Genomic DNA, 20,237 nt, shown 5'->3' with positions numbered 1-20,237 from the left:
CATATAGGGTGACCTGAGTGAACTCTACTTTTCAATCGGTAAAGGGGCGTCACTCTTAATAGCACGAATAGCAAAGTTACTGTGAATGTCTTTGACGAAGGGTAGGTTTTGCACCGACTTTAAAATTTCTTCATAGTCTGCCAGATCTTGGCTGACCACTTCTAAGCGATAGTCCGCATAGCCGGAGACCAGGTACGCGCTGATCACATTTGGCAAATTAACCACGCTGGTTTCAAAGGCTTCGCTGGCATCTCTGGTGTGACTATTGAGCCTTACTTCAATGAAAACCGTCATCGACAAGCCTACTTTTTTGCGATCAAGGGTTGCTCGGTATCCCTTTATATAGCCTTGAGCTTCCAGCTGTTTCACCCGTCGCAAGCAAGGGGAAGCTGAGAGGTGTATGTGCTCCGCAAGTTCCACATTACTTAAGCGGCCATTACTCTGTAGTAGCTGAAGAATTTGGTGGTCCGTTTTTTCAGGCATGATATTGGCATCCTTGCTAAGTTTGGCGTCAATTATTAGTGTTTTGTTGCTAAAAGTTAGCCTATATCATGGGTAATTAGCAAGGACATGCTCGGAACATTTTGCTCATAATAGCGTTTCGCCATTTTGATAGGAGAGACCTTATGTCTCGGGCAAGCACGAGTGATGTCATGGACCATACTGAGATACCTGCTTATCGTTTAATTGCCTCTGGGCCGGCTTTATATTTAGGTTTAGGGGCCGCATTTATTACAGTATGTATTTGGGCAACTTGGTTGGTAAGCGTTAAGTTGGGAACCCAATCCGCCTTAACAACGTTTGACTTAGCGATTATGCGTTACGCAATCCCCGGCATGGCGTTGCTACCCTTCGTGTATCAATCTCGACAGGCTTTGTTTGCCGTGCCTAAGTGGACTTTACTGGGCATTGTCGCAGGAGCAGGGGTGCCGTTCTTCTTTTTAAGTTCGGCCGGCATGCAATACGCTCCGGTCTCCCATGCGGGGCTGCTGATCCCAGGCACTTTTCCTTTATTTGTCACTGCTATTGCTGTGTTAGTGTTTAAAGAGCCCATAAGCCCCATTCGATTATTCGGCCTTTTCGCCATCTTGCTGGGCGTGGTGACGCTATTAGTGGTTTCCCTGTGGTCCCTATCTGGAGATGTTTGGAAAGGGGATTTACTCTTTATTGGAGCAAGCTTCTTTTGGGCTGTGTACACGATTTGTTTAAGGGTTGCGGGCTTGCGCCCATTAGCGGCAACAGGCCTGCTTGGCTTGGTGTCTACATTGCTACTATTGCTTATGTTATCACTTGGTTTGGTTTCGTCTGGCATGAGCCTCGTAAGTGGTAGTGAGTTAGCTTGGCAATTTTTCGTGCAGGCAATGCTTGTCGGGCTGTTGACAGGGTTCAGTTATGGTTATGCGATTAACTCGCTTGGTGCGGAGCGGACGGCTGCCATGGGGGCTTTAACGCCGGTACTCGCTTCATTGATTGCTATTCCTCTACTGCAAGAAAGTATTAGCATGGGGGCAATGTGTGGTTTGCTATTTGTAGGTACCGGTGTGGTTTTAGCCAGTGGTATGATTCGTTCGTGGCGATGATTTTTATTTTTTTCAAGGATTCCTATTATGTTTGAGCAGCTACTTCCTGCCGCCAAAGACCCAATTTTGTCCCAAACGTTGGCTTGCCAACAAGATAAGCGCGCCCATAAGCTCGACTTGGGCATTGGTGTATACCGTAATGACCATGGTGTAACCCCTGTTTTGACGACCGTGAAAATAGCCGAACAGCGTTTGTTAGCGGCTCAAGATTCTAAAGCTTATGTCGGGTTGGCGGGCTGTGAGCGCTTCAATCATGCCATGACGGATTTTTTACTGGCTGATAACAGTAGCAAGTCCCGTACGGTTGCGGTGCAAACCCCAGGCGCCAGTGGTGCGCTACGTTTATTGGCCGACGTGATCAAGTTAGCCAATCCAGACGCCACTGTCTGGTTGAGTGATTTAAGTTACGCAAATCATGCGCCCATCATGAAAACCGCGGGCTTGTCCGTTGCCTATTTCCCTTACTTTGACCATGACAGCAAGGCCGTGAATGAGTCGGCTATGCTGGCGACGTTGAGCCAACGCGGAAAAAATGATGTGGTGTTACTGCACGCTTGTTGTCATAACCCCACAGGCGCAGATATGAGTATGGAAGCTTGGCAGGCGGTGACGGAGATGGCTATACAGCAAGGCTTCTTACCCTTTATTGATATTGCTTACCAAGGCTTTGGCGAGGGCATGGATCAAGATGCCGCTGGATTACGTTATTTAGCTGAGCGAGTGCCATCTTATTTGATGGCCAGCTCCTGCTCTAAAAACTTTGGCTTGTATCGAGAAAGAACCGGATTGGCGGTGATTGCTGCGCCAACTTTGTCTCAAAGTGAATGCGTGAAGAGTCGAATTTTAGAGTGTGCTCGCAGCACCTATACGATGCCACCCGATCATGGGGCCGCCATTGTGCGTACTATTTTGGAAGATGCCGAACTAAAGGCCCAGTGGTTAGCTGAGGTGAGTCAAATGCGCGGGCGCATTCAAGGTGTTCGTAAAGCCTTGGTGCAGTCATTACAAATCAGTACTAATAGCCATCATTTCGATTTTATTGCGGATCATAAGGGGATGTTTTCGGTATTAGGAATAGACCCTGCCCAAGTGGAGCGATTGAGAACAGAGTTCGCAATTTACTTGGTGGATGGTGGTCGTATGAATGTGGCGGGTATGCAAATTCAGGACGTTGAGTATTTTGCTCAGAGCCTCGGGAATATTATGATCTAAATCATAATATTCCAAAAGTTTATGTATTGATTTGTAATATTATGTGGAAAACTTTTGAGTTAGTGTAAGGCGAGAGATATTCTTAAGAGATTAACTACTGACCCTAAACTGCATGATGCCGTTTAGGTGATAGCAGTATATAACCATCTTAGGAGATCCCCATGCGTTTGAATTCCATTCGTTCTAAAAGCTCACTACCCGTGATAGTAATGGCGATTACTTTCGCCATTGCTTTGCTCTCTTTAGGAACGATTATTTATCAAAGTAATGCGGCCTTAAATGCTCAATCCGGTCGATATTTTCACGCCGCCTCCGCCATTTTGAATGCAGATAGAGACCTTTATCAAGCCAAGTTAGCAGAACAGCATATACGTGATGGGGAAGGTGACGTTGCCGCCAACGAAGAAAGCCGTTTGGAAAATGCTCAGCAAGTTAAAGACAGATTTGCTCTATTTTTGAATTATTTCAAGGAAGAACCTGAAGTAATCGCTTCTTTTTCAGGCTTTGAGAGTGCTTTTGATCAATGGCTAGAATCCTCTAATCTGATTGTCAGCAGCCCGTCGAGTAATGGCAATCATCAGAGTCTACTTGCGGATACCAATGCTAAGTTCGATGCCTTGCGTGATATTCTGGACAAAGCAGGTGAAGCTGTATTGGTTCGCTCTGAAACCTCAAAAAGCGAAGTGGATGCCACCATATCCCAAGAAATTAACATAGCTTCCAGCGTGATTGCGATCGGCTTAATTATTGCCATCTGGTTCAGTTACCGTACCCCTAAAATACTCTCTCAGCAGGTTAATTACCTTGCGCAACGTATTCGTGAAATCTCTGAAGGTGACGGAGATCTAACTCAGCGCATTGAGTTCGATACCAAAGATGAGCTAGGCGATCTGGCTAATGAATTTAATGGCTTTGTAGCACGTTTAAGAGACATTATTGGAAACATCCGTAAGCAATCCAGTGCTTTAGGTGAAATGACAGGGCAGCTTAATAGTGCCTCAAACCAAACAGCTTCGGTGACGGGGGCATTGGTAAGTGCTTCGGATTCTATTGTGAGTGCGGGTCATGAAATGGATATGTCGAATCAGCAAATGGCGCAAGTTGCTAGTGATACGGCACAAGAAGCAAACACTTCTAATGATCTTACCAAAGAAGGTTTGGCAGCGGTCAGCAAGTCCGAGAAAGCAGTGGCTGAGCTGGTGAAAGATATTGAAAACGCGTTAGGTCGTTCAGGCGAGTTACAGAAAAGTTCAGAAAGTATTGCCTCGGTGTTAGAAGTTATTCGTAACATTGCGGAACAAACCAACCTATTAGCGCTTAATGCAGCCATTGAGGCGGCTCGTGCTGGGGAATATGGTCGGGGTTTTGCCGTGGTGGCCGATGAGGTGCGCACTCTGGCGACACGAACTCAAGACAGTACTAATGAAATTGAGTCTATGATTGATCAGCTTAAACTTAATGTTGGTGAGTCTTCAAAAGCGATTAAGAATAGCCGTGATAACGCGGACTCAACGGTGAGTAACTTTGAGCAAGTGACACAAGTATTCGAAGCGCTGAAAGTCTCTTTCGGTAAGGTACAAGAAATGGCCGCCCAAACGGCCCAAGCCACTCAAGAGCAATCTCTTGTCGCCAATGATATAAACCGCAATATGGTGTCATTACGTGATCAGTCGGATTCGGTGAAATCTGTTTCAGAAGCGATTCAGCAACAGTCGCAAAACATTACGACTTTATACGCTGAATTAGACAGCCAAGTGGGTAGCTTTAAAGTTTAAGGCTATTAGCTCCCCATAGAAAAGCCGCTTTATCAGCTTGATAAAGCGGCTTTTTTTCGTCAACTCTAAAGCCTAAGGGCTAAATGTCTTAGGCGTCGATACGCTTGTATTTAATACGAGTAGGTGTCGCATCGTTACCAGTACGCTGTTTGTAATCCGCTTCGTACTCGGCGTAGTTACCTTCGAAGAAGACCGCTTTAGAATCACCTTCGTAAGCTAAAATGTGCGTCGCGATACGATCAAGGAACCAACGGTCGTGGGAAATAACAATCGCAGCCCCTGGGAAAGCAAGCAAAGCATCTTCCAGAGAACGTAACGTTTCGACATCAAGGTCGTTGGTCGGCTCATCGAGAAGCAATACGTTGCCACCTTCTTTAAGCAACTTTGCAAGGTGTAAACGGTTACGCTCACCACCAGACAAGTGCTTAACGAATTTCTGTTGGTCAGAACCTTTAAAGTTAAAGCGACCAATGTAAGCACGAGAAGGTACTTTATAGTTGTGTACTGTGATCATGTCCTGACCATCGGAAATCTCTTCCCAAACGGTTTTCTCGCCGTCCAGTTCACGCATTTGATCAACGTAGGCGAGTTGTACCGTCTCACCTAGCGTAACCGATCCAGTGTCTGGTTGTTCTGTACCAGCAATCATTTTAAATAGCGTCGACTTACCGGCACCGTTACCACCTACGACACCCACGATCGCACCTTGTGGTACCACCATATTGAAGTCTTCTAGCAACATTTTATGCTCAAAACTTTTGCTAACCCCTTCAATTTCAATAACTTTTGAGCCTAGGCGAGGTCCTGGTGGAATGTACAATTCATTCGTTTCGTTACGGTCTTGGAATTCTTGAGAGTTCATTTCTTCAAAGCGGGCTAAACGCGCTTTAGATTTGGACTGACGACCTTTAGCGTTTTGGCGTACCCATTCAAGCTCGGATTTTATGGCTTTCTTATGTGATACTTGCTGCTTGGCTTCTTGCTCTAGGCGAGCATCTTTTTGCTCCAGCCAGGAAGAGTAATTGCCTTCGTACGGGATACCATGACCACGGTCAAGTTCCAGAATCCATCCCGCTGCGTTATCAAGGAAATAACGGTCATGGGTAATGGCCACAACGGTACCAGGGTAATCTTTCAGGAAACGTTCCAACCAAGCGACAGATTCAGCATCCAAGTGGTTCGTCGGTTCGTCCAATAGAATCATGTCTGGTTTATCGAGCAATAGACGACAAAGGGCTACACGACGACGTTCACCACCAGAAAGATGCTCAACTTTGGCTTCCCATGGTGGCAGGCGAAGCGCGTCGGCCGCGACTTCGAGGGCTCGCTCAAGGTTATGGCCTTCTTTGGCTTCGATAAGCGCTTCTAGCTGGCCTTGCTCTTTCGCTAGTGCGTCGAAATCTGCATCTGGCTCGGCGTATTCAGCGTAAACGGCATCTAAGCGTGCCATCGCGTCAATCACATCGGAAAATGCTTCCTCTACAATACCACGGACATTTTTGCTTGGGTCTAGGTGAGGTTCTTGCTCTAGATAACCGATTTTAATGCCCGGCATTGGACGTGCTTCACCGTTATATTCGGTGTCCACTCCGGCCATAATGCGTAATAGAGTCGATTTACCTGAGCCGTTTAGGCCAAGGACACCGATTTTTGCGCCAGGGAAAAATGAAAGAGAAATATCTTTAAGAATTTCGCGTTTGGGCGGTACCACTTTGCCCACGCGATTCATGCTATATACAAACTGAGCCATAACTGAATCAACTTATCCTATGAGTAAATAACGCTGGCCTGTGCGGCGGTTAAGAGCCAGACAGAGATCAGCAGAAAAAAGTGGCCTAAGGATAGCACATGCACAGCTAATGCAGAATAATTAGCGCGGCGCCAATGACGACTAAAAAGGCGCCAACCCAAGCCCCTAACGCAGGTCTTTGACGAGTCGTTATCCACAAACCAGGTAAAATAAGCACTGGCACAATCGCCGATAAGGTGGTGACTATGCCGACGTTGGCATTGCCAATGCCCCAAACTAATACACTCATACCTATCACCATGCCGATGGTAGCAAGGGCGCAAACGCCCAGATAATCTACGAGTTTAAGCTGGCTTAACGTCAGGCTATCGGCACTTTGTTTGTGCCGGTAGTAAAGGCTATAGGCCAATATTAAAGCCACAGCGCCAGTGCCTACTCGCAGGGCAGATACTCCTAGCGGGTCAGCACCATCTAGTAACGCAGGTTTGCTCAATAATGCGCCACTGGCTTGTCCGAGTGCTCCGCCTAACGCCATCATAACGCCAACACTGAGTTTCCCTTTGGTCTCTTCCCAGGCGTGACTGCTTTGACGTTTACCAAACAAAATCGCAATAACCACCCCTATCAAAACAAGGGCGCAGGCGAATAACTGGCTGAGGGTTAAGGTTTCATTAAGGAATAGCCACCCAAGCAAGATCGACATAGGCGCATTGGTGGCAAAGAGCACGCCGGTCCGTCTCGGCCCGAGGCGATGTACCGCAGAAAATAGTAAGGTGTCGCCAAGAAAAATACCTAGTATCCCGGATAGCATAACGGCGAAAGAGTGTTCCCAAAGGGCATCTGTGAAGCGTTGACCGAATAAGCAAATGACTAATAATAAGCTGCCGGCAATGGTAATCCGCAGGGTGTTGAAACGCATGATGCCAAAGCGGGCGATTAGGCCTGGGGCCATCAGGCTGGATAGCGTCCAGCAAAATGCAGCGACAAGTCCTGACAGTTCAGCAAAGGGCATAAATTTCCTTATAAATCCGGTTGTTATTCTAACTTAGAAAGGTCTAATGGCTTGGTAGCTATCTATTAGTTGGGTTGTTATTATTCTTTTATTATAGAGTGCCGAGCAAGGCCTTTTTCTTAATTAATTAACTTATGGGAAGCCCTATGCGATGTCCGTTTTGCGGAACTCACGATACTAAAGTTCTTGATTCCCGCCTAGTCTCGGAAGGTGCTCAAGTACGCCGCCGCCGTACTTGTAACGAATGCCAAGAAAGGTTCACGACGTTTGAAGTCGCTGAGTTACAAATGCCGAAACTGATCAAAAGTGATGGCAGCCGTGTCCCTTTTGATGAGGAAAAATTGCGCAGTGGTATTTTAAAAGCCATTGAGAAGCGTCCTGTCAGTATTGAGGCAGTAGAAACGGCGATTACCCGCATCAAAGAAAAAATGCAGGGAACTGGCGAGCGTGAATTGCCTTCTCGCTGGACCGGAGAGGCGGTAATGGAAGAATTACAGCGCCTTGACCAAGTGGCTTATGTACGCTTTGCCTCGGTTTATCGTAGCTTTAAAGACATTAATGAATTTCGTGAAGAAATTGATCGCCTAGAAAGCCGTAGTGAAGAAGACGGCAACACCATGACGACAACTAAGAAGACAAAAGATGACTTATAACCATGAATATTGGATGGCGAAAGCGATCCAGCTGGCTCAAAAAGGCTTGTTTACCACCCATCCTAATCCTCGCGTTGGGTGTGTTATTGTGAAAGATCAAACTCTAATTGGCGAAGGCTTTCATGTTCGCGCCGGAGAAGGGCATGCTGAAGTAAACGCTCTGGCTGCGGCAAAACAAGCTGGAATCGAGGTTGCAGGTGCGACGGCTTATGTCACTCTAGAGCCTTGCTCTCATCAGGGCAAAACGCCTCCTTGCGCAAAAGCCTTGATCGAGGCGGGTGTGGGGAAAGTTGTCTTCGGTATGCAAGACCCCAATCCACAAGTGGCCGGCAATGGTTTAGCGGCGATCAAGGCCGCTGGAATTGAAGTGATTGGGCCGATTTTAGAAGCCCAGTGCGTCGCCCTAAATCCAGGCTTTATTAAACGTATGCAAGAAGGCTTGCCTTTTGTTCGCGTAAAATTAGCCATGAGCCTAGATGGTCGTACTGCCATGGCCTCCGGTGAAAGCCAATGGATTACCGGCCCTGAAGCTCGCTTGGATGTCCAGAAGCTGCGCGCCCAGAGTGATGCCGTAGTAACGGGTATTGGCTCTGTGTTAGCCGATAACCCTAGCATGACAGTACGTATTGATAACCATGGGCAAGAAGCGGAACCAAAAACTGTCAGACAGCCGATGCGAGTAGTGATGGACACGGCGTTGTCTATTCTGCCAGAAGCGAAAATCTTGTATCCAACGTCTCAAGCGTGCGTTTTTGCGGTGGAAGAAGAGGTGGAGTCGGAGCACTTGGATGTGCTGCAAGAAAAAGGTGCGACCGTGCGTTTTTCACCTCGTGGCGAAGATGGTCGTTTGGACCTTATCGATGCCATGGAACAACTGGCGGATACGGGAATTAATGAGGTGCTATTGGAAACTGGTTCTGAGCTTGCTGGTGGTTTTTTGCAAGCGGGCTTAGTGGATGAAATTGTCGTTTATATGGCGCCGAAATTGTTAGGCTCTAGTGCTCGACCCCTTTTCCAGTTACCACTTGAGATGATGAGCGAGGCTGTCGAGCTTGAGCTCATGTCTGTCCGCCAAGTAGGGCAAGATATTCGTCTGATTTATCGTCCTGTGTATTTGGAGGAACAAGACGACGAATTTGACGAGGAATAGTGATTTCGCCAACCGGCAGGGTCGGTTGGCAGGGAAACTCAGAGAAAAAACGCAGAAAGTGATTTATCTGCTAAAAATAGCGCGAAGTTTGCAGAGAAACGCTGAACGAATCTTGATATAATCGCCGGTCAAAATGACAGACATATTTGTTTTCTCCTATTCGAGGGAACAATCAAACAGACGATCGGGTTCAGCTATGAATCGAGTCTGGATAATTGAGGCAAAAAATGAGCGAAGTGGAAACAACAAACGATCAAACTCCAGCACCAAAACGTAAAGCGAAAAAGCCTTCACGTTCTCAGCTACGCAGTGCTTCTCGTCGTTTGGCATTACAGGCGGTTTATCAATGGCAGATGAACCAGTCTGCAGTGAGTGAAATTGAAACCCAATTCACTTTAGATCAAGACATGAGTGCTTGCGATAAAGTGTATTTTAGAGAGATCCTGCAAGGGGTTACTTCTCGTGCTAAATCTTTAGACGATTTATTTGCCGAGCTTCTGGATCGCTCTTTGGCAGAGCTGGATCCTATCGAATTGGCGGTTTTGCGTATTGGCGCTTTTGAACTGTCTGCTCGCCTAGATGTGCCTTACCGTGTGGCGATCAACGAGAGTGTTGAACTTGCTAAAGGTTTTGGCGCATCCGAGAGCCACAAATATATTAATGGTATTCTTGATAAGCTAGCTCAGCGTGTACGTCGTGAAGAAATTGCAGCCCGTCGAGCTGCTCAGTAATCGTTTCACGATTTGAGTTCAAAGGTTATAAGAGCCTAAAAGGCCCTGTTATTAAGTTTTAATAACAGGGCCTTTTCTTTAGAGTTAACAAGCCTTTAGAGGTGAAAATCCTATAGAGGCAAGCAACCTTTGGGGTAGGGGAGAATGGATTGAAAGAATTTGAGCTAATACAGAATATTTTTCAGGCTTCGGTCATGGCGAATACCCAAGGCCGTGAGGATATCCTTCTGGGGATAGGAGATGATTGTGCTCAGATCAATGTGCCAGAGGGACAAAGCCTTGTCTTTTCTATGGACACCTTGGTTGAGGGGCGCCACTTTCCATTCGATGCAGACCCTGTAGATATCGGTTATCGAGCGGTGGCCAGTTGTGTCAGTGACTTAGCTGCAATGGGCGCCAAGCCCGCTTTCTTTACCCTAGCCCTAACCATCCCAGAATCCGACCCGCAATGGCTGGCAGGACTTGCGCAAGGCATGGCTGAGCTTGCTGAGCCGATTGGGCTGATTTTGTTAGGGGGCGATACAACAAAAGGCCCTTTAACCTTGACCCTGCAAGTACACGGCTATGTTGATAAGAAACCGGCTCCGCTCCGCTCTCATGCTCAGGTTGGTGATGATGTTTATGTCACTGGTACCTTGGGAGATGCCGCCGCTGCAGTGCCGATTGTCACCGGTGAGTTACAGGTCGCTAGTGAACGCTTTGATTATTTTTATGAGCGTTATTGGCGTCCGGTTCCACGCCTAATCGCAGGAATGGCTCTGAGGCGAGTCGTGCACGCTATGCTGGATATCTCTGATGGGGTGGCACAAGATCTCCAGCATATTTTGAACGCTTCTAATGTGGGCGCGGAATTAAATGCGCATCTGTTGCCTATTTCTCAGCAACTCAAAGCTTGGCAGCCTGAAGCGGCGACGGCTCTGGCGCTGACAGGTGGGGATGATTATGAATTATGCTTTACTGCTTCTCCCGAGCAGGCGGAAGAAATTCAGTTGATTATGCAGACTTTGCACTTGCCTTGTACGCGTATTGGTAAAATATCGTCGGCAGGCTTTAGTATTCAAGGGTATGATGGTGAAATTAAAGGTTGGCAGCACTTTTAACCCATTAGCGCTATTTCAAAGAAAGAGCTTGGCTGTTTAAAGTGGCAAGCGAATAAATATTAAGGTAAGGGTATTATGGCAAATTCTGCTCCAGCGTCTGTATGGCGCAATCCTATTCATTTTCTAGCCTTCGGTTTAGGCTCTGGTGCAGCACCTAAAGCGCCCGGCACTTTTGGGACTTTGGCCGCAGTGCCCTTTTTTCTACTGATGCAGAACCTCAGTGCCAATCAGTACTTAATGGTGCTGATAGTGACATCTTTAATAGGTATTTATCTGTGCGGCAAGACATCTAAGGATCTGGGTGTGCATGATCACGCGGGGATTGTTTGGGATGAGTTTGTTGGCTTTTGGATCACCATGTGGCTCGCGCCAACGGGCTGGCAATACATAGTGTTGGGCTTCGTGCTATTTCGTTTGTTCGATATTTTAAAACCTTGGCCAATTTCATGGGTGGATAAGCACGTACATGGTGGCTTTGGTATTATGTTGGATGATATTTTGGCAGGACTGATGTCTTTCGTGGTTTTACAGGCTCTGTTGCATTTCGTTTTCTAAAAGAACTTTACTCATTAAAAAGGCCCCATGGTGTGAAGTGACACCATGGGGCCTTTTCGTTTAGACCGGTGTTACTTCCAGCCTGCTTTGTCCATAAGTTCCACGGCTAGGCGATTGTTGTCCCCAAGGGCGCTCAAAGAGAGAGTATCTGCTTTGAACTCACCGAAAGGTTGTAAACTTTTTGGTGGTTCAATACCTTCCACAACAGGGTATTCGTTGTTTACGTCAGCATACCACTGCTGGCTTTCGTGGTTAGTTAAGAACTCAACCAAGCGTCGTGCGTTGCGCTTGTTCGTCGCAGAAGCTGTCATGCCAATACCACTAACGTTCACATGGGCACCACGTTCACCTTCTTGTTGGTTAGGCCAGAACAGGGAAACTTGATCGTATACTTCACGATCGGCAGGGTTATCACTTTGACCTAGGCGCCCATAGTAATATGTGTTCGCTAAGGTCACGTTGCAAACACCAGCGCCAACCGCTTTAAGCAGATCAGTATCGCCACCAAATGGTGGGCGTGAGAAGTTCTTCACAAAGCCTTGTAGCCAGCTAAGAGTCGCTTCTTCACCGTTGGCTTCGATCATTGAAGCCACTAAAGATTGATTATAAATGTTGGAGGAAGAGCGTACGCAAATTTGCCCTTTCCATTTTGGATCTGCTAGAGCTTCGTATGTGGATAGGTCCGCTTTGTTAACCTTTTTAGGGTTGTAGAAGATAACGCGGGCACGTTGTGATAATCCATACCAGTAGTGTTCGCGGTCGCGTAAATGAGAAGGCACCACTTCATCTAGAGTATCTGTCTCAAATGGCTGGAGTACGCCAGCGGCTTTCGCTCGGTATAAACGACCTGCATCCACTGTGATGAAAACATCGGCAGGGCTGGCGTCACCTTCAATTTTTAAGCGGTTTAATAGAGTGTCGGCATTACCTGTCACTAAATTTACGGTAACGCGATATTCTTTTGAGTAAGCATCAAGGGCGGGGGCGATAAGTGCTTCTTTTCGAGCCGAGTATACATTCAATTCGCCCTGAGCAAAGGTTGCTGAACTGGCCAGAATTGGCAGGATGGTTGCGCCTAAGCTCAATAGTGAAATTGGGGACAGTTTTTTCATAGTGTGAAGTACCTTTAAAGTGTAAATCGTTCTATTTGGCTAAAAAGAAGCCGTTAGCAAAATTATAAATGATATTCATTTTTATTAAAAATGCTAAATTGAAAATTTCTACTTGCCATGGAATCTTTACTAAGTGCCTATCATTTTTAGACTTTGCCTCGAATAGAGATCCATTCCTTCTTTGTTAATGTAAGTTTTAATACATTTTTGATTACATTATATTGACTATCGATATGATTGTGTAAATAATAACGCTTATCATTTAGATAAGCATTACATACACAAAGGATAAAGCTCGTGGAAACGCAATACACTTCTCTGAAAGCCCAATCGCTAAACAACTCAACACCAAACATTAAGCTAACGGCCATTGCCTTTGCTGTTTCTGCAGCGCTATCTGGTCAGGTTTATGCCGCCGAAACAGAACTAGATACCCTAGTGGTTGATGGTGCAGAGTTGGCCAGTGATGCTAACCCATACTCTGAGCCAGGTGCTTCTTACAAAGCGAAAAAAATGTCCGATTCAAAATACACTCGTGACATCGCTGAAACACCAAAAACGATTACGGTGTTAACAAAAGATTCCATTGAAGAGTCTGGTAAGACGGATCTTGAAAGCATCTTGAGTGCTCAGCCAGGTATTACCTTGGGTACTGGTGAAGGTGGTAACTCATTCGGTGACCGTTACATTATCCGTGGTTATGAAGCACGTAGTGATGTCTATACAGATGGTTTGCGTGAACCGGGTTTGATTACTCGTGAAACTTTCGCTCTTGAGCAAGTAGAGATTTCTAAAGGCCCTAGCTCGACCTTTGGTGGTCGCGGTACAACAGGTGGCGCGGTTAACTCGGTTACGAAAAAAGCTTCTTATGATGAAGATTTCGCGACGGTTGGTGCGACCCTAGGAACCGATAACAAAACACGCTTAACGCTAGATGCGAACAAGGCCGTTAGTGACGAGTTTGCTGTGCGTTTTAATGCTTTGACTTCTCAGTCGGACACAGACCGTGTTGATGATGCGGTAGATCAAGAAGGCTTCTTAATTTCTGGTGTTTATGAGCCAAATTCTGATGTGACGATCAGTGCAGATTACTACTACTTCCGTGCGAATGATAAGAAAGATCCAGGTCATTCTTATGATAGTGATACAGGAACCTTCGACAAATATGATTATGTTGGTCAAGACGGCTTAGACTTCCAGAAGAGTGAAGCTGATATTGCTACGGTAAAAATTGAAGCCTACTTAACAGATGACCTACGCGTAGAAAACAAAACCCGTTTTGGTGAAACGCTAAATGATTACACCGTTAGTACCTACGATACTAGATTTACTAACGATCTACGCCAATTCGCCGGTTGGCAAGAGAATCAATATATAGGAAACCAAACCAACTTCATTTTTGATGCTAATTTATTTGGTAAAAAACACTCCATTGTCACCGGTGTGGAATATGCTAATGAGACAACGGATATTGGGAGCTATGATTTTGATCACAGCAATGTTTTCACCATAGATCCGTACAATGCACAAAACAATCTTTGGGAAGGCTCAGTTACTCGCAGTGACGTTACTAAGGCAGTTGAGTTAAATACTTTGTCTGCTTACTTGATGGATACCGTAACCTTGTCTGATGACTGGGAAGTGCATGGTGGTATTCGCTACGATTACTTTGATTACGATGGCTTTGTTGCTGCTACAACGAGCCGAGGTGTTCCTGTAGAAGAGAAAAATTACAGCTTCAGTGATGGTTTCTTTAATGGTCACCTAGGCGCGGTATTCTCCCCTTGGGAGCATGGTAATGTTTATGCAACTTGGTCTACTTCCTCAAATATTAATGGTGGTGAAGTGGATGCTGTTTCTAGTTGTGGTTACGGTGGTGTATGTGTCGATTCAGATGGTAATTATGCTAATGCTGAACCAGAACAGTCTACAAACCTAGAGTTAGGGACTAAATGGAATGTTATGGATCACAAGCTGCTGTTAACGGCTGCTGCCTTCCAAATTACTAAAGATGATGTAATTGAAGGTGACAATGATTCATATGCATCTGGTGGTTCTTTGAATACGGGTAAGAACCGAGTGCACGGTGTTGAGTTTGGCATGTCTGGTAACTTGACGGATAAAGTAAGCGTACAAGCTGGTTTGGCCCTAATGAAATCGAAAACTCTAGAGTCTTATGACCCGGAGCTAGTGGGCTTACCAAAAGCTAACTTTGCGGACAGAAGTGCGAACATTCAAGCGAAATACCAATTTACACCGGCTTTTGCCCTTGGTGCCGTGGCGACTTACTCTAGCGGTATGATTGGCGGTCAGCCTGATGAAGGTACGGATAGTGATAACAAAACACCTTCTTACTCTGTATACGATGTATTCGCGACCTACCAAGTCAACAAAGACTTCGATCTGCAAGCGAATGTTCAGAACATCACGGATAAAGAATACTACACAGCGATTTACCGTGGTGGCGCAATTGCTTACCTAGGTGCTGGTCGTTCTGCTAGTGTTACAGCAAAATATAAGTTCTAATTTAATCTTATAAAGTTAGTTCTTGTATCAAACGCAATCAGATCCCCTTCTGGTTGCGTTTGCTTTTGTTTGAAAAGGAGCCCTATGCTGATCACCATTGCCAATGTCTTATCCGAGCATGAGCTGAAACAATACCGTCAACACCTCGCCAACATTGAATGGCAGAACGGCGAGCAGAGCGCTGGGACACAGGCTTCTAAGGTGAAGCAAAATAGCCAGTTAGACCCTGAAAGCCAGCTTGCTCAGCAGCTTGGCGATCATATCTTGCAGGCCTTGTCTGCCTCCACTAAATTTGTTTCCGCGGCTTTACCCCGAAAAATCTACCCTCCCATGTTTAACTGTTATCAACAGGGTGGCCATTATGGTTGGCATGTCGATAACGCTGTGCGAGTAGTGCCTGGCACACCAGTACGTTTGCGCACAGACCTGTCAGCCACCTTATTTCTGAACGATCCAGAGGACTATGAAGGGGGCGAGCTGTGCATTCAAGACGCCTATGGGGAGCATCAGGTTAAACTAAAGGCGGGTGATATGGTGCTTTACCCATCAACGAGTCTGCATCAGGTAACGCCTGTTACGTCCGGTAAACGTTTGGCGAGCTTTTTTTGGGTTGAAAGCATGGTGCGGGATCATGAAACGCGAGAGATTTTATTTGATCTTGACCAAAGCGTACAAACATTAGGGGCGGAGCATGGTTTAGATTATCCTGAAGTGATGACTTTAAGTGCGCTTTACCACAGATTAATTCGACTACACGTAGATACCTAATATGACTCAGCAAAACGAAGCGTTTCAAAGTGCTCTAAATTTAGCGGACTATCAGCGTCTGGCCAAAGAGGCGTTACCTCACTCAATTTATGAATATGTATATGGCGGGGGCGCTGACGAGATTACCCTGCAGCAGAACCGTAGTGCTTTCGATAACCTTAGTATCTGGCCGCGAGTTTTGAATGATGTCACCCAGGGGACCACGGCGACCACGGTGCTTGGCCAAGCCTGGCGTACTCCCATTATGCTGGCGCCTGTGGCTTTCCAAAAAATGGCCCATGCAGACGGCGAAGTTGCCACGGCGCGAGCGGCCAACGCTTTAGAGGTTGGCATGATGGTCAGTACCTTAAGCAGCCAAAGTATGGAAGAGGTGAGTGAGCAATTAAGCACCCCTAAATGGTTTCAACTGTACTGGCAGCTTGATCGCGACTTTAATCTAGCCTTAATTCGTCGTGCCCAAAAAGCGGGCTACCAAGCGATTGTGGTGACGGTAGATTCGGCCATACACGGCATTCGTAATCGTGCCCAGCGGGCTAAGTTTGAATTGCCTGAAGGTATTGAAGCCGTAAATTTGTCGGAGCGTCCGCCACTTCCAAGTAAAGCATTTACGCCAGATCAGAGTATTGTGTTTCAAGGTATGATGAGCGAGGCACCCATTTGGGAAGATATCGAGTGGTTGATCAAAGAAAGTCTCTTACCCGTCATCATTAAAGGTATTTTGCACCCAGCAGATGCTTTAAGAGCGCAGCGTATTGGCGCCCAAGGCATAGTGGTTTCTAACCACGGAGGGCGAACATTAGATACAGTGCCCAGTGCGATGGATGTCATTCCGGCGATTCGTAAATTGGTTGGCGAAGACTATACCCTGCTGCTGGATGGTGGCATTCAGCGCGGCACGGATGTCTTTAAAGCACTGGCATTAGGAGCAAATGCTGTATTGCTCGGTCGACCACAGTTTTATGCTCTTGCGGTTGGTGGCGCACCGGCGGTCGCGCATATGTTGCGGATTTTGCGTGAAGAGCTGGAAGTCACTATGGCGTTGGCGGGAACGCCATGTATTGCAGACATTAACAGTGAGTGTTTGTTTGACCGTGCTTGATTAAAGCGCTGAGACGTAACGCTAGTCAATGGTGGTCGTTACGTCTCAAGTGAGCTTCGAAAGCCCGTATTAATAGAGACAAACTCAAGGTGAGTACCAAGTACATAAAGGCCACCACATTGTAGGTTTCAAAAAACTGAAACGATGAGGCGCTGAAGACTTTGCCCAGCTGTGTGATGTCTTGTACCCCCAATACTGACACTAGGGCGGAGTCTTTAATCATGGCGACTAAATCGTTGCCAAGAGGCGGTAGGATCTTACGCATGGCTTGCGGCAGTATGATTAAGCGAAAGCGTTGCCAACTCGATAATCCGAGTACTTGAGCCGCCTCAATTTGCCCTTTTCCCACTTCCTGAATACCGGCACGAAACACTTCCGCAATGAACGCACTGTAGCTAATGGAAAGCGCCAATATCGCTCTCCATAACAGCGTAAAGTCGCGAGTACGAGCGGTGTCTAACCAGCCCGCTTCGATTGGCCATTGCAGTAGCCAGTTATAGAGCTTAACCATTTCTGGTGCGCCAACAAAGGCGATGTAGAAAAGCAGCACCAGCACTGGGATGCCACGAAAGATTTCCACATAAAAACGTGAGAACTCCCTTAATACTCGATAACGAGAAAAGCCTGCTAAAGCGATCAGTAAACCAATGAAACTGGCAAGTATGAATGCTGAGAAAGTCACGCCTAGAGTGGTTAGTAAGCCTTTACTTAAGGTGCTGGCAATGCGCTGATAGTCTTCATCTGCCACCATGTTCCAAAGCAGAACAAGAGCAATGATGATTACAGCGATCAGCCACCAAGGAGTTTTATCGACAGTGTTTTTCAAAGGCTTCATCGGTTCAATAATAAGGCCATCAGTATGATGGCCTAGAGTCGTTATTAAATACCCAAACTGGGCGTGTGAGCTTATTGGTTGTAGTCAAAAAACCATTTTTGGTTTAACGCATCCAATGTACCATCAGCTTTCATGCTTTCAATGGCCGCATTCACAGGTGCCAATAAGTCGGAGCCAGGTGTTAGGATAAAGCCAAAATCTTCTGCGCCTAACGGTCCGCCGACAATTTTAAACGCCCCTGGGTTGGCGCCAATATAGCCTCGTGCCGAGGTGGCATCCATTAATACGCTGTCTACATCGCCAGATTTTAACGCCTGAACAGAAGCGCCAAAGGTTTCTAGCAGCGTGATACGTGAATTGTTTTCGTCACCATCCAGTACGTTGTAAACCGCAACATAAAAGTTAGTTGTACCAGGCTGGGCTGCGAAGTAGAGATCGTCATTAGCGGCGAAAGATATTGCGTCATTGAAGCGCGTCTCATCGGCTCTGACTAACATGAATTGCTGAGAGGTTAAGTAAGGAATGGAGAAGTCGATTTGTTTCGCTCGTTCGGCGTTTATAGTGATGCCATCCATACCAATATCATAAAGGCCTTGTTTTACCCCTTGGATCATGGTGTCCCAGCTGCTTAATTGCCAATCAATCTTGGCGTTTAGGCGTTTGCCAATTTCGTTCATGGCGTCGTATTCCCAACCGATACCTTTACCTGTATCTGGATCGGCGAAGTTTAGAGGTGTGTAGGCATTTTCCGTTACAGCAACAATAGTGCGGCCTTGCAGGTCCGGTAAAGTGTTGGCGAAACTGGCAGAGCAAAATAGCATAGCCGTAATGCCAGCTAAGCGTGATAAAAGAGTCAGCATGGTAGTTCCTTTGTATGTGGGAAGCGCAAGTTGGATCAGGGCAAATAAAGTCCGTAATTATACACTTTTGCATTCGGCGAGACTATGTGATTTTGCGCCTGCCAAGTAGTATGTCGCGAGTGAAGCGGGTATATTTAGCGTATTAATGAATTAATGCGGTATAAGTGTTTGCTTGCTGCACCAGGATAGGTCCTTCATGTCTCGAGAATTGAGCTCACAACAAGCGTTTCAAGTTCAATGCCTGACCCAAATGGGAGTGGGTGTTTGGCTCGATGCGTCACAAGGTGTCTCTGGGACCGCTTTCTTTGACCCTCTGCCTTGGCCTATGGTGAATGGTAAGGATGTCTCTGTTACTCCAGCGGCCGCTGTATTGGGTTTTAGTCAAGCAGAGCCTCAGCCCCCGATACAAAAGCTTGCGCCAGAAGAGAAAGACCAAACCGTTGCCAGCCTTAGAGAGCAGCTTAATGCCGGCCCTGAAATTGTTGTAGAAGACCTGCAGCCAATTGAAGAGTTAGCGGTAAACATTGAGGTTGAACCTGAGCCTGAGCGAGTCTATGAAAATGGTCCAGCCTCATTGGATATACGAGCGTACCTGTTGACCGACCAGTTGTTGATCATTACGGATGTGCCCAGAGCCTTTCAGGACGACGATGAAATCGAAAAACTGGCGTTAAAAATGGGCCGAGCATTGTTGCAGCAACCAGCCCAGGAATGGCAATCTCGTCGATTAACTTGGCCGGGAGCACTCACTAACCCGCATTTTATCGTCCGTCAGGATTGGTTGTTGGGTGCGGTTGAGGGTTTTGTTGAGCAGCTGCTTAAGTTGATGTCGGGAACACCAAAGGTGGTGCTGGCAGGCTCCAACATTGCCGAATTACTCAGCGTCGATGGGATTGATGTCATGCTATCTTCCTGTACAGTAGCCAGAATTTCCAGTTTGCCAGAGTTGTATCGTATTCCAGAGTTACGTAAAGAGGCGTGGTCGACGATGCAGAAGGGACTCTTTTCTGCTCCTGCTTCCGACGCTTAAGTTATATTTCAAGATGTTGATTTCATTATGTTAATACGTCTAGCTAGGGCCGATGACGCCCCTGCTGTGGTGGTTCTTGATCGTCAAGAAAACCCTTATCCATGGGGTGAGAAATTGATCATGAACGCTTTCGAAAGTCGACAAGGTTGGGTGGTTCAGGCTCCTGACTCCGGTGAGCTTGTCGCTTGGTTGTGTGCATCCCAACTCTACGATCAGGCCGAACTGGAATTGATATTGGTCGCTCAATCAGTCCGACGACAAGGCGTTGCTCGACAATTGATGGATGCTTGGCTACAGGCACTGCAGGCCCAGCAGATTGCTGAGTGTTTGTTAGAAGTGCGTGAGACTAATACGGGTGCCATGGGCTTATATGAAAGCCTCGGTTTTACTCAAGTCGGGCATCGTAAAAACTATTACAAAACACCTAAAGGTCGAGAAGCTGCCTGTCTGTATACCCTATCTTTGAATGAAATTCCCCAAGGAGACTAA

General features: G+C 46.6%; 19 protein-coding genes. 13 read left to right on the top strand and 6 right to left on the bottom strand.

Going from position 1 to position 20,237, the window contains the following annotated elements:
* Positions 1 to 24: 24 nt before the first annotated feature.
* Positions 25 to 483 carry an Lrp/AsnC family transcriptional regulator gene (locus ABJF92_RS01075; RefSeq protein ID WP_446814003.1) on the bottom strand — a complete coding sequence of 153 codons (459 nt, stop codon included), beginning with the start codon at positions 481 to 483 and terminating at the stop codon, positions 25 to 27.
* A 143-nt stretch (positions 484 to 626) separates the two neighbouring features.
* On the opposite strand from ABJF92_RS01075, the gene ABJF92_RS01070 reads away from it, so the two are divergent.
* From ABJF92_RS01070 to ABJF92_RS01060, 3 genes are all read left to right on the top strand, one after another.
* Positions 627 to 1,580 (top strand): DMT family transporter, encoded by a 954-nt coding sequence (locus ABJF92_RS01070; protein WP_446814002.1) that lies wholly within the window; start codon positions 627 to 629, stop codon positions 1,578 to 1,580.
* Between the two features lie 27 nt (positions 1,581 to 1,607).
* Entirely contained in the window at positions 1,608 to 2,792 is a 1,185-nt protein-coding gene (locus ABJF92_RS01065; RefSeq protein ID WP_446814001.1) for an amino acid aminotransferase, read from the top strand.
* 161 nt (positions 2,793 to 2,953) lie between these two features.
* Positions 2,954 to 4,567 (top strand): methyl-accepting chemotaxis protein, encoded by a 1,614-nt coding sequence (locus tag ABJF92_RS01060; RefSeq protein WP_446814000.1) that lies wholly within the window; start codon positions 2,954 to 2,956, stop codon positions 4,565 to 4,567.
* 88 nt (positions 4,568 to 4,655) lie between these two features.
* Here ABJF92_RS01060 and ettA read toward each other — a convergent pair whose 3' ends face one another.
* Together ettA and ABJF92_RS01050 are read right to left on the bottom strand one after the other, a co-directional pair.
* Positions 4,656 to 6,317: an energy-dependent translational throttle protein EttA gene (gene ettA, locus ABJF92_RS01055; protein ID WP_446813999.1), complete on the bottom strand. Its 1,662-nt coding sequence runs from the start codon at positions 6,315 to 6,317 to the stop codon at positions 4,656 to 4,658.
* Positions 6,318 to 6,423: 106 nt separating this feature from the next.
* Complete coding sequence (locus ABJF92_RS01050) at positions 6,424 to 7,329, bottom strand: DMT family transporter (RefSeq protein WP_446813998.1); 906 nt, start codon at positions 7,327 to 7,329, stop codon at positions 6,424 to 6,426.
* A gap of 146 nt (positions 7,330 to 7,475) precedes the next feature.
* Between ABJF92_RS01050 and nrdR the strand changes: the two genes are divergently transcribed.
* The 5 genes from nrdR to ABJF92_RS01025 all read left to right on the top strand — a co-directional run bounded on the left by nrdR (position 7,476) and on the right by ABJF92_RS01025 (position 11,518).
* Positions 7,476 to 7,982 (top strand): transcriptional regulator NrdR, encoded by a 507-nt coding sequence (gene nrdR / locus ABJF92_RS01045; RefSeq protein WP_446813997.1) that lies wholly within the window; start codon positions 7,476 to 7,478, stop codon positions 7,980 to 7,982.
* On the top strand, positions 7,972 to 9,132 hold the full coding sequence (gene ribD, locus ABJF92_RS01040; RefSeq protein ID WP_446813996.1) for a bifunctional diaminohydroxyphosphoribosylaminopyrimidine deaminase/5-amino-6-(5-phosphoribosylamino)uracil reductase RibD: 1,161 nt from the start codon (positions 7,972 to 7,974) through the stop codon (positions 9,130 to 9,132). Before nrdR ends, ribD begins: the two co-directional genes overlap by 11 nt.
* A 227-nt stretch (positions 9,133 to 9,359) precedes the next feature.
* Complete coding sequence (gene nusB / locus ABJF92_RS01035; RefSeq protein ID WP_446813995.1) at positions 9,360 to 9,863, top strand: transcription antitermination factor NusB; 504 nt, start codon at positions 9,360 to 9,362, stop codon at positions 9,861 to 9,863.
* Between the two features lie 149 nt (positions 9,864 to 10,012).
* Positions 10,013 to 10,963 carry a thiamine-phosphate kinase gene (thiL, locus tag ABJF92_RS01030; RefSeq protein ID WP_446813994.1) on the top strand — a complete coding sequence of 317 codons (951 nt, stop codon included), beginning with the start codon at positions 10,013 to 10,015 and terminating at the stop codon, positions 10,961 to 10,963.
* Between the two features lie 75 nt (positions 10,964 to 11,038).
* On the top strand, positions 11,039 to 11,518 hold the full coding sequence (locus tag ABJF92_RS01025) for a phosphatidylglycerophosphatase A family protein (protein WP_446813993.1): 480 nt from the start codon (positions 11,039 to 11,041) through the stop codon (positions 11,516 to 11,518).
* A 71-nt stretch (positions 11,519 to 11,589) separates the two neighbouring features.
* Here the strand turns inward: ABJF92_RS01025 and ABJF92_RS01020 are convergent, their stop codons facing one another.
* Positions 11,590 to 12,630, bottom strand: a complete 1,041-nt coding sequence (locus ABJF92_RS01020; protein WP_446813992.1) for a Fe(3+) ABC transporter substrate-binding protein — start codon at positions 12,628 to 12,630, stop codon at positions 11,590 to 11,592.
* A 297-nt stretch (positions 12,631 to 12,927) separates the two neighbouring features.
* Between ABJF92_RS01020 and ABJF92_RS01015 the strand changes: the two genes are divergently transcribed.
* From ABJF92_RS01015 to ABJF92_RS01005, 3 genes are all read left to right on the top strand, one after another.
* Positions 12,928 to 15,156: a TonB-dependent receptor gene (locus ABJF92_RS01015; RefSeq protein ID WP_446813991.1), complete on the top strand. Its 2,229-nt coding sequence runs from the start codon at positions 12,928 to 12,930 to the stop codon at positions 15,154 to 15,156.
* Positions 15,157 to 15,240: 84 nt separating this feature from the next.
* Positions 15,241 to 15,924 carry a Fe2+-dependent dioxygenase gene (locus tag ABJF92_RS01010; protein WP_446813990.1) on the top strand — a complete coding sequence of 228 codons (684 nt, stop codon included), beginning with the start codon at positions 15,241 to 15,243 and terminating at the stop codon, positions 15,922 to 15,924.
* A gap of 1 nt (position 15,925) precedes the next feature.
* Positions 15,926 to 17,023 carry an alpha-hydroxy acid oxidase gene (locus tag ABJF92_RS01005; RefSeq protein WP_446813989.1) on the top strand — a complete coding sequence of 366 codons (1,098 nt, stop codon included), beginning with the start codon at positions 15,926 to 15,928 and terminating at the stop codon, positions 17,021 to 17,023.
* Between the two features lie 25 nt (positions 17,024 to 17,048).
* On the opposite strand, the gene ABJF92_RS01000 is transcribed toward ABJF92_RS01005, so the two are convergent.
* Both ABJF92_RS01000 and ABJF92_RS00995 read right to left on the bottom strand, forming a co-directional pair.
* Positions 17,049 to 17,858, bottom strand: a complete 810-nt coding sequence (locus ABJF92_RS01000) for an amino acid ABC transporter permease (protein ID WP_446813988.1) — start codon at positions 17,856 to 17,858, stop codon at positions 17,049 to 17,051.
* A gap of 71 nt (positions 17,859 to 17,929) precedes the next feature.
* Complete coding sequence (locus ABJF92_RS00995) at positions 17,930 to 18,718, bottom strand: transporter substrate-binding domain-containing protein (protein WP_446813987.1); 789 nt, start codon at positions 18,716 to 18,718, stop codon at positions 17,930 to 17,932.
* 196 nt (positions 18,719 to 18,914) lie between these two features.
* Between ABJF92_RS00995 and ABJF92_RS00990 the strand changes: the two genes are divergently transcribed.
* A complete protein-coding gene (locus ABJF92_RS00990; protein WP_446813986.1) occupies positions 18,915 to 19,748 on the top strand; it encodes a hypothetical protein in 834 nt (277 codons plus the stop codon).
* Between the two features lie 27 nt (positions 19,749 to 19,775).
* Positions 19,776 to 20,237 (top strand): GNAT family N-acetyltransferase, encoded by a 462-nt coding sequence (locus ABJF92_RS00985; protein ID WP_446813985.1) that lies wholly within the window; start codon positions 19,776 to 19,778, stop codon positions 20,235 to 20,237.

The sequence above is a fragment of the Marinomonas sp. genome (assembly GCF_039940335.1).
In the GTDB taxonomy this organism is placed as follows: domain Bacteria; phylum Pseudomonadota; class Gammaproteobacteria; order Pseudomonadales; family Marinomonadaceae; genus Marinomonas.
This window is presented reverse-complemented; position numbering and strand designations above follow the sequence as displayed.